Source organism: Vibrio sp. 10N.286.48.C11 (assembly GCF_041469805.1).
Taxonomy (GTDB): Bacteria; Pseudomonadota; Gammaproteobacteria; order Enterobacterales; family Vibrionaceae; genus Vibrio; species Vibrio crassostreae_C.
The window spans coordinates 45409-52706 of record NZ_JBFRLK010000056.1 but is presented as its reverse complement, the minus strand read 5'-3'; the positions used below and the strand labels follow the sequence as shown (position 1 = coordinate 52706).

Sequence of the window (7298 nt, the reverse complement as noted above, 5' to 3'; positions counted from 1 at the left end):
CTCCTCCTACTCGATTCTGTTATTCCGCGGTAGCTTAATGATGAATATTTGGAATAGGTTAGAATCTTGTGTTTCGTTATTGCTCGTCTGCTGTGAGTGGTAACTTGTCGCTACACAGGATTTTAAGGCGTTGGGTATATGGAAATTACTCTAGAAATATTGGCTATCTTGTTTGTTGTTGCAACGGCAGCAGGCTTTATTGATGCAATGGCTGGCGGCGGTGGGTTACTGACTCTACCTGCATTGCTAGCGGCTGGAGTTCCACCCACGCAGGCACTGGCAACCAACAAACTCCAAAGCTCATTTGGCAGCTTCTCCGCGAGTTGGTATTTCGTGCGCAACGGTATCGTCAGCATCAAAGAGATGCGCCTTGCTATCTTTTGTACCTTTATTGGCTCTGCAATTGGCGCTGAGTTAGTCCAGCACATTGATGCGAGCCTACTGACCAGTGTTATCCCACTGCTGCTTATCGCTATCTCTCTCTATTTCCTGTTGGCACCCCAAACTAGAGCGTCTGAAGGAAAACAGAAGATCTCTGAGGCGATGTTTGCTCTGTGTATTGGTGGCGGCGTGGGTTTCTATGATGGCTTTTTTGGCCCAGGAACAGGTTCTATCTTCACCGTCTGCTTTGTTGCTATTGGTCACTTCTCGTTAGTCGATGCTACGGCGCGTACTAAAGTACTTAACTTTACCTCGAATATCGCTGCCTTAATTTTCTTTATTTTGGCTGGTTTGCCTATTTGGGAGTTGGGATTAGTGATGGCGGTCGGTGGATTTATGGGCGCTCAGCTTGGCGCTAAAGTGGTGGTGACAAAAGGGCAGAAATGGATTCGCCCCCTTGTGATCGTGATGTCGATGCTAATGGCGTCTAAACTGCTTTGGGAACAGCATCAACAATGGATTCTATCAGTGTTTTAACTCGTGGAGACTGGTAACTATTTGGTCTGACACAGATATGAATCGGCCGAATCAAGCCTGCTAATTCGGTGAAGCTATACAGATATTGAGGCTCAATATTGAGTGTTTTTACGATAGAGAGCGGGATCAACGCTGGCCCAGTCCCGCCCAATGCAAGTTGCGCCGCTGCGGTGTAGGCATCCATCTCCATCAAGGGTTTGATACCAAATTTTTCTAATACAGAAAGTTGATAAGAATTGGCTGGATTGGTCATGTCGTTAGTGATGACCATTGGAGGGAGCTCCGTTAGCGGCGACTTACTCACTATGTAAAACGGTTCATCAAAAAGATGGAAGGTCATCAACCCATGATGTGGTGGCAGTAAGCCAGCACACAACCCCAAGGTCGCCTTGCCGGACTGCACCCGTTCGATAATTCTCGGCGTGTGGTTGGTGGTAATGGTGATGTACTTATCTTGCTGGATAAATTGGCCCATCATCTCACCTAAATAACCGGCTATCAGAGACTTATTGCTGTCTAGGGTGATGAGAGTGGTATCTTCCAACTCTTGCTGTTCATAAATAAGCCCACGAAGTTCATTGAATGTCGGGCCAATACTCTCTATTAATGCTATCGCATCTGGCGTGAGTTTTATCTGTCGGCCACTCGGTTCAATGAGCTTTTTACCTAGCTTCTTTTCTAAATTCGCAATCCGTTTGCTGACCGCTGATTGGCTGATATAAAGCAAACTGCCTGTGCGGCTCATGGTCTTTGCTTTACTCAATACCAGTAGAGTTTCGATTCCTTCGAGTAGCATTGGGTTATATTCATGAAATTTGGGAATGATTGTTTCAACTTACCTCAAACAACATTCATTCTCTAGTCTTGAAACTAAAGCTTTGAACCAAGTTAGGTATTTTTAGCTATGCTCGCACGTGTAGCGCGAGAGCATAATAATTGTGTTGGGGAGCTCAAATTAAGAAAGGCTCCTTTACGGAGCCTTTCACTTTGTAACGTTAGCTTATTTGATGGCGAAGGTCGGCAATGATAAATGCCAACGAATAGCGCCAAGCCTTATCAATAGTGTTGAGAACACGCCGGCCAGAAATGCAGTTTCTGAATCGTGCCCCATGCTGATCGCCATGGTATGGAAAGTACCACCAATGATACAAGCGGTCGCGTAGACTTCACTTCTTAGAATCATAGGCACTTCACGGGCAAGTACGTCGCGGATAATACCGCCACCGCAGCCGGTGATGACACCCATGATGATCGCCACTAGTGCTGAATCTTGATAGATAAGTGCTTTTTCTACACCAATGCCAACAAACACCGCTAGGCCAATCGCATCACATACCGGCAATATCCACCAAGCCAGACGTTTCGGGCGTCTTACAATAATCATGGTCAGCAAACAGGTGATGATGATGACCCAAAGGTAGGTGGTATCGGTGATCCAAAACACGGGAGTTGCACCCAATGCCATGTCACGAATTGTGCCGCCGCCAATCGCGGTTACACTGCCTAGAACGGCGACGCCAAAGGGATCCATCTTAAGACGGCCAGCGACAAATACGCCTGAGACGGCAAAGATGGCAGTGCCAAATAAATCGATAATATAAAGCAGCATGGAGTCCATGATACTGGTGCTCTTATAGTTAAAATTGTAGGGACAGGTCGGTGGCGAATTGTACGAAAAAACGCAGCAAATAGTTAGTGATTTTGCCTAGCTCTATCAAAGAAATCGCACACTTGTTGGATCGCTTTCAAAGTTCTCGTTGTCGGGCGATTAATCCAGTCAGAATTGAGGGACCAAATCTGATTTTGAGCGACAGCTGGGATCTCATCTTCCCATGTTTGCCACATGGTTCCATTCTCAATCGCGTGCTGAGAAGTGAAGATTACTTGCGGTTTTCTTAATACAACTTGTTCAATACCAACTTGCGGATAGGGAGAGGCGCTGTCTTCAAAAATATTGTGGCCACCACAAAACTCAAACACCTCACTTGGCCAGTGTCCTTGAGCAACAGTGATGATCGGCTTTTCACTGAGCTGGTAGAAGTAGTTTACTGGCTCGGCATCTTTGTATTCTAGTCTCAACGCGTTGAGCTGCTCTCTGTATTGCTGAGCGTTATTTTCGCCAATGCTTGGATCGCTAGCGTATTCGCTCAGTTGTTCAATATTGGTTGCGATACTGTCTAGGCTTTTGGTCTTGGAGTAGTAAATATTAAAACCAAATTGCTCTAGTTTCGCGAGCTCTCTGGGCGGGTTTCCCGCTGGCCACGCAAGAATCAAATCAGGCTGAAGTGCGATGATCTTCTCAACCTTGATGCCTTGATAGTTTGCTACTTTTTCAAGCTTATCGGCTTGTGGTGGGTAATCACTTCGTTCACTTACGGCGACAAGGTTGTTACCTAAACCTGCGCTGTACGCGAGTTCAGTGGCATGAGGAGCAAGGCTGACCACGCGTTGAGCCGGTTGTACTTGTTCTTGAGTCAGTGGTGCTTCTTCTGCAAATGATAAAGGCAGCCATAAGCTGGAAGACAAAAGAGTAAGGCTTGTAACAAGTGCTGAAGGTTTCACTCTAAATCCCTTGGTGAACAAATAGTAAGATTAGGCTTTGTAAAAATATCCAGATAGCAATACGACCAAACAGCAGCTTCTGAACCTGAGATAGATGCAGAGCTGATGGGGCGATTCTTCCACCCAATTTTGCGCGAATGGCTTTGGTGTTGTTGTAAATAGCAGGGCCACCCAATGATAATTCCAGCTTGTTGCCAACGGCCGTGATCAACCAAGCAGGCCCAGGCAGTGGCCAAGAACGGCTTTGGGCAAGCATCATCTTGAATGTGTGCATTGCTTTATCACCACATACGATCATCAAAGCAAACAAACGCATCGGTATAAATTCGAGAATCGCGACTATCTTGATAGCCGTTGAGCCGAACGGAGAAAATTGCTTGCGACTTGGCGACCAAGCTCGAGCTAACTCGACTACAAGGCGATACATTAAAGCCGCAATTCCACCACCAATGGCGTACCAGAATAAAACACATACCACATTGCGAGCATAACCCATGATGATGGTTTCAGCAGCGGCTTTGCCAAGCCCAAGTGATGAAAGTGATTCGGTTTGACGATTGACAACCGGAGCCAGTAACTGACGAGCGGCAGCTTTATCTTCTCGGCCAAGTACTTTGATCAGTTGGTTAGCCAGCTTTTCGTTATTGCGCCAATCAATCGCGAGTAATAACAGTGCTAATTCAAACAGTTGAGATTGCCAAACCAATGGTTGCAGTGCCAATAGAATTACCAGAGTTGGCAGTACCATTAACCCCCAGGCTAATGTGCCTGAGATTAAACTTTGGGAATAGTTGTGGTTGTTATTGTTATTGTTATTAACCTTGCTTGCTAAAAGCTCAGCAAACTTATGCCATAAGGTCGTGGGGTGTGCGGCATGGGGGATAGGTAAAATTAAATGAAAAAGCAGTGCTCCCCACATCACAAGGAGCACGCCATTTGCAAATACCTGATCAAACAGTGTTTGCATGTCTAGTCGCTTACTTTAGTAGGGCAACCATCTTGATAACCATTTCAGAAGAGCTTTGCGCTGCTAGTGGCAGGAACTCTTCGAAGCTCATTGGTGATTCTTTGTCTGCAACATCAGAGATTGCACGAACAACCACGAATGGTACTTGGAATTGGTGACAAGCTTGAGCGATAGCCGATGCTTCCATCTCTACAGCAACAACAGATGGGAAGTGCTTGCGGATGAACTCTTGGCGTTCTGCTGTGCAAACAAATGCGTCGCCAGTACAGATAAGACCGCGAACGGCATGCTTGTCTTCCATTTGTGCTAGTGCTTGTTCAGCAACAGCCATCAGTTTGTCGTCAGCTTTGAACGCTGCAGGTTGACCTGCCATTTGGCCGATTTCGTAACCGAAAGCTGTAACGTCTGCATCGTGGTGTCGAACTTCAGTTGAGATAACCACATCGCCAAGGTTCAGTGTTGAATCAAAACCGCCAGCAGAGCCCGTGTTCAGAACGGCATCTGGTTGGTATTCGCTTAGTAGGATTGAAGTACCAACAGCCGCTGCTACTTTACCAATGCCAGATTGAAGCAAAACAACGTCAACACCATTTAGCTGACCAGAGAAAAAGGTACAACCGCCTTTATTAACTTCAGTAATGTCTGAAATTGCTGCTTTTAGGATCGCAACTTCTTGCTCCATTGCGCCAATGATGCCGATTTTCATGTGTAGTCTCTTAATAAATAATATTTAAACAGTAGAGCGAAATTGTAGCATGGATAAGAAGTGTCGAGCGACTGCCCAGAGGCACTTCTCATCCGAATAGTAGCGATTTATCTGCGTATTCTTTTATCTATTTGATTAGGCCTTCGCTTTTCAAGCTAGCACGAAGTTGTTCAGCTCGTTTTCGGTTTACGCCAAAATCAGAATGGCCAGTACGAGACTCTGAACGCACGATCAGTTTGCCATCGGTGATTTTAAGTTCTAAGTCATCGACAAAACGCATGATGCGCGAAGTACATTCAACACGCAGATAATCTTCTGTTTTACTCGCGGTTTTTGATCCCGGTAAGGTTAGCGCAACCTGCTCAATCGCATCTAAGCTCGCTGAATCTGACAACTCAAACGCGGCCAATGCATGTTGCTCACGATCATCTTGAGTTGATACGCAGTTTGGTTTGTCTCCACAAGGTGATGAAGTTCTGTCTTTCATGTCCGTGATTCCTTGGCTGCAAGCGGTTAACGTTAAAAGTGATAACGAGAGGAGAGCTGCTTTTTTCATAATGTTTCCTATGGCGTTGTTTTAATTGTAGTTATAGGTATTGGCTTGTTTGCGATTGTTTTACGTATTTTTCGATATGCTTGTGATAAACGTATCTAATTCAAAAAAGGATCCATCATTGGATCCCTTTTTTATAGTAACGGCCTGAGTAATAAAGGAAACCTTAGATTAGTCACACTTCTAGGTAATCCAAGATCCCTTCTGCGGCTTTACGGCCCTCATCGATAGCGGTTACTACCAAGTCAGATCCTCGAACCGCATCGCCACCTGCAAAGATCTTGCTGTTGGTGGTTTGGTATTGAAACTCTTGTTTACCGGGAGCCTTGATACGACCCCACTGATCGAGTTCCACACCGAAGGGTTCTAGCCATTCCATCGCATGAGGTTGGAAACCAAATGCCATGATCACAGCATCGGCTTCAAGAACATGTTCACTGCCTTCGACAGGCTCTGGGCGACGACGGCCTGCTTCATCAGGTTCACCCAAAGCGGTTTTCACGAATTTAACGCCAACCACATGACCAGCGCTGTTAAGCTCTAAGCCAATAGGTTGGAGGTTGAACTTGAACTTCACACCCTCTTCACGCGCATTCTTCACCTCACGGCGAGAGCCCGGCATATTCGCTTCATCTCGGCGATAAGCACAAACAACATTAGCTGCATGCTGACGAATCGAAGTTCGGACACAGTCCATCGCGGTATCACCACCACCGAGCACGACGACTTTTTTGCCTTTCATGTCGATGAATGGTGTTGGGTTATCCAGTTCCATGACCTTGTAGGTATTGGAAACAAGGAATGGCAGTGCATCATAAACGCCCGGTGCGTCTTCGTTATCTAACCCAGCACGCATGTTTTTATAGGTACCGACACCTAAGAAGACAGCATCGTAGTCATCGACCAGTTGTTGTAGTTGAACGTCTTTACCGACTTCGGTATTCATCTTAAATTCGACACCCATACCACTAAAGATACGGCGACGGTTTTCCATGATGCCTTTCTCTAGTTTGAACGATGGGATACCAAACGTGAGCAGGCCACCGATCTCCGGATAGCGGTCAAATACTACGGCCTTCACACCGTTTCGAACTAAGATATCAGCAGCAGCAAGGCCAGCGGGGCCTGCGCCAATGATTGCGACCTTTTTATCGGTCCATTCGACATGCGACATGTCTGGCTTCCAACCCATCTCAAACGCTTTGTCATTGATGTATTTTTCAATGTTGCCGATGGTTACTGCGCCGAAATCGTCGTTGAGGGTACAAGAGCCTTCACACAAACGGTCTTGAGGACAAACTCGTCCGCAAACCTCAGGCAGGCTGTTGGTTTGGTGAGACAGTTCAGCCGCTTCGATAATGCGCCCTTCATTGGCAAGCTTAAGCCACTGAGGGATGTAGTTGTGAACAGGACATTTCCATTCACAGTATGGGTTACCACAGTCTAAACAACGGTCTGCTTGCGCTTTCGCTTGCTGTTTAGTGAAAGGTTCGTAGATCTCTACAAACTCAATCTTACGAATTTTGATTGGTTTCTTCGCTGGATCTACGCGATTCACATCAATAAATTGGTATACATTCTGGCTCATTATT

The 7298-nt window shown here is 46.1% G+C and carries 8 protein-coding genes; 1 reads left to right on the top strand and 7 read right to left on the bottom strand.

The window, feature by feature from the left end:
- Positions 1-138: 138 nt before the first annotated feature.
- Positions 139-918 (top strand): TSUP family transporter, encoded by a 780-nt coding sequence (locus tag AB4209_RS15580; RefSeq protein WP_012603222.1) that lies wholly within the window; start codon positions 139-141, stop codon positions 916-918.
- On the opposite strand, the gene AB4209_RS15575 is transcribed toward AB4209_RS15580, so the two are convergent.
- The 7 genes from AB4209_RS15575 to AB4209_RS15545 all read right to left on the bottom strand — a co-directional run bounded on the left by AB4209_RS15575 (position 869) and on the right by AB4209_RS15545 (position 7294).
- Positions 869-1714: a LysR family transcriptional regulator gene (locus AB4209_RS15575; protein WP_372056420.1), complete on the bottom strand. Its 846-nt coding sequence runs from the start codon at positions 1712-1714 to the stop codon at positions 869-871. The two genes, AB4209_RS15580 and AB4209_RS15575, sit on opposite strands and share 50 nt — an antisense overlap.
- Positions 1715-1918: 204 nt before the next feature.
- A complete protein-coding gene (locus AB4209_RS15570; RefSeq protein ID WP_017062893.1) occupies positions 1919-2536 on the bottom strand; it encodes a TRIC cation channel family protein in 618 nt (205 codons plus the stop codon).
- 74 nt (positions 2537-2610) lie between these two features.
- Complete coding sequence (gene btuF / locus AB4209_RS15565; protein ID WP_102398268.1) at positions 2611-3480, bottom strand: vitamin B12 ABC transporter substrate-binding protein BtuF; 870 nt, start codon at positions 3478-3480, stop codon at positions 2611-2613.
- A 1-nt stretch (position 3481) separates the two neighbouring features.
- Positions 3482-4447 (bottom strand): cobalamin biosynthesis family protein, encoded by a 966-nt coding sequence (locus AB4209_RS15560; RefSeq protein ID WP_102398269.1) that lies wholly within the window; start codon positions 4445-4447, stop codon positions 3482-3484.
- 10 nt (positions 4448-4457) lie between these two features.
- Entirely contained in the window at positions 4458-5153 is a 696-nt protein-coding gene (gene mtnN / locus AB4209_RS15555; protein ID WP_017059300.1) for a 5'-methylthioadenosine/S-adenosylhomocysteine nucleosidase, read from the bottom strand.
- A 127-nt stretch (positions 5154-5280) separates the two neighbouring features.
- On the bottom strand, positions 5281-5709 hold the full coding sequence (locus AB4209_RS15550; RefSeq protein ID WP_017059301.1) for a DUF1499 domain-containing protein: 429 nt from the start codon (positions 5707-5709) through the stop codon (positions 5281-5283).
- Positions 5710-5881: 172 nt separating this feature from the next.
- Entirely contained in the window at positions 5882-7294 is a 1413-nt protein-coding gene (locus tag AB4209_RS15545) for an FAD-dependent oxidoreductase (protein WP_050651923.1), read from the bottom strand.
- Between the last annotated feature and the right edge of the window lie 4 nt (positions 7295-7298).

Excerpts from the sequence above, each read along its gene's own strand:
- AB4209_RS15580 (WP_012603222.1), top strand. The coding sequence starts at position 139 with ATGGAAATTACTCTAGAAATATTGGCTATCTTGTTTGTTGTTGCAACG.
- AB4209_RS15575 (WP_372056420.1), bottom strand. The coding sequence starts at position 1,714 with ATGCTACTCGAAGGAATCGAAACTCTACTGGTATTGAGTAAAGCAAAG.
- AB4209_RS15570 (WP_017062893.1), bottom strand. The coding sequence starts at position 2,536 with ATGGACTCCATGCTGCTTTATATTATCGATTTATTTGGCACTGCCATC.
- AB4209_RS15560 (WP_102398269.1), bottom strand. The coding sequence starts at position 4,447 with ATGCAAACACTGTTTGATCAGGTATTTGCAAATGGCGTGCTCCTTGTG.
- mtnN (WP_017059300.1), bottom strand. The coding sequence starts at position 5,153 with ATGAAAATCGGCATCATTGGCGCAATGGAGCAAGAAGTTGCGATCCTA.
- AB4209_RS15550 (WP_017059301.1), bottom strand. The coding sequence starts at position 5,709 with ATGAAAAAAGCAGCTCTCCTCTCGTTATCACTTTTAACGTTAACCGCT.
- AB4209_RS15545 (WP_050651923.1), bottom strand. The coding sequence starts at position 7,294 with ATGAGCCAGAATGTATACCAATTTATTGATGTGAATCGCGTAGATCCA.